Origin of the sequence: Methylobacterium sp. WL120 (assembly GCF_008039465.1) — a bacterium.
Classification (GTDB): domain Bacteria; phylum Pseudomonadota; class Alphaproteobacteria; order Rhizobiales; family Beijerinckiaceae; genus Methylobacterium; species Methylobacterium cerastii.
This window is the reverse complement of sequence record NZ_VRUT01000315.1, coordinates 1-1,865: the sequence shown is the minus strand read 5'-3', so window position 1 is coordinate 1,865 and position 1,865 is coordinate 1. Positions and strand designations below refer to the sequence as shown.

Annotated in this window: 1 protein-coding gene; it reads right to left on the bottom strand. The window is 72.3% G+C overall.

The window, feature by feature from the left end; translation table 11 throughout:
• Nucleotides 1-305: 305 nt before the first annotated feature.
• The gene (locus FV229_RS26660) at nucleotides 306-1,529 is read right to left on the bottom strand and encodes an ArgE/DapE family deacylase (RefSeq protein WP_147754793.1); all 1,224 of its coding nucleotides are present in this window, start codon (nucleotides 1,527-1,529) and stop codon (nucleotides 306-308) included.
• Between the last annotated feature and the right edge of the window lie 336 nt (nucleotides 1,530-1,865).

The following is a 1,865-nucleotide window of genomic DNA, read 5'->3' as shown; positions in this document are numbered from 1 at the left end:
CGCGGCCGAGGAGACCGGCGCGGCGGCTTCCCAGGTGCTGGGCGCCGCCTCCGAGCTCTCGCGCCAGTCCGAGCACCTCGCGGCGGAAGTCGATCGCTTCCTCGCCACCGTCCGCGCCGCCTGACCCGATCCTCCCCGTCATCCCGGGGCTGCGCGGCAGAGCCCGGGATCCAGAGCCGCCGACGGCGCAATCAGGAGAACGACCTGCGGTTCTGGATCCCGGGCTCGCCTCTGGCGCCCCGGGATGACGGCGAGGGTGCGAAAACGCGGGTTTTTGCGATCCGCGCCTTGCTTCGAACGAAGCCTCAGCCGCCCGCCTCAAGACGTTCCGTCCCACACCATTCGGCAACGAACAGCGCCATCGCCGTGGTGATGCGCTGGACGGAGCGCAGGCTGACGCGCTCGTCGAAACCGTGGATGTTCTCGCTGGCCGGGCCGTAGCAGAGCGCCGGCACCTGCTCGTAGAGGGCGTGCACCCGCGTATCGAGGTAGCAGGGCGCCATGATGCCGGTCAGCTCCGCTCCGGTCGCGCGGCGGTGGGCGGCGGCGAGCACGCCCTCCGCCTCCGAGCCCGGCTCCAGCACGTAGCCCTCGGCGAAGAACCCGTCGAAGGTGACCCGCGGCGGGGCGTCGGCTGCCGGATCGCGCTCTATCCCGGCACGCGCCCGGCACCAGGCCGGCACCGACGAGTTCCAGTCGCCGCCCTCGATCCGGCCGACGTTGAGGTTGATCGGGTGCGCCACGTCCGAAAAGTGCGGCCGGCCGGCCCGGTCGGCGTTCCAGCTCCCCTCGAGTTCGCGCAACGCGCCGATCACCCGGTAGGTCGCGTCGATGGCGTTGGCGCCCGCGCCCATCGCGCGGACATGCACCGGCCGCCCGCGTACCTCGACCGTGAACCACAGCACGCCGGTGTTGGCCCGCACCAGAGCCTCGTCCATCGGCTCGGGGATCAGCACCGCGTCGGCGCGGTAGCCGTGCAGGTGCGCCGCGAGCGCGCCGTTGCCGGTGGATTCCTCCTCGACCACCGACAGGATCGTCACGGCGGCGGCGGGCTGCAGGCCGATCCGCCGCAGCGCGTCGAGGGCGAACAGGTTGGCCGCATGCCCCGCCTTCATGTCGGCGGCGCCGCGCCCGTATAGCCAGTCGCCGTCGATCACCGGATCGAAGGGCGGGTGCGTCCACAGGTCGAGGGGGCCGGGCGGCACCACGTCGACATGCGCCTGCAGGATCAGCGAGCGTCCGCCCGCGCCCCGCGGCCGGTGGAGGCCCGCCACGATCGGCGCCTCGGAATGCCCGTCCGCGACCCTCGCCCCGCCGGGATGGCCCACGATCGCGGCGGCGTCGATGGCAAACCGCTCGGTCGCGTAGCCGCGGGCGCGAAACGCGCCGAGCACGAAGTCCTGGATCGCGTGCTCGGCGCCGCGGGTCGAGCCGAACCTCACCAGCGCCTGCGTGTGCGCGACCTGCTCGGCGAACCCGTGCGCGACGGAGGCCGCGATGCGGTCGGCGAGGGCGGGATCGAGGGGCATGCGAAGTCCTGCGGTCTCGCGGCGGAGCGCGGCCAGCCTACGCCGCCCGGTCGCCGCGACATAGGCGGTCCCCGAGGCGCAGGTGGGAACGGAGATTGGAATTGTTTGCACTTGCGTGCATCCTGCCGGCGAACCGGGTCCGCTCGCTGGAACAATAAAGCGGGACGCCCGGCCGTGGAGGAACCATGAACGAGATCGTCAAGTCGGATTCCCTGATCGTCGCCGAGGCCGAGAGCCTGACCGAAACCTTCTTCGGCGGCTGCCCGCACGACTGCCCGGACACCTGCTCGATGCTGTTCGAGGTGCGTGACGGCGAGCTGCTCGGCGTGCGGGGCA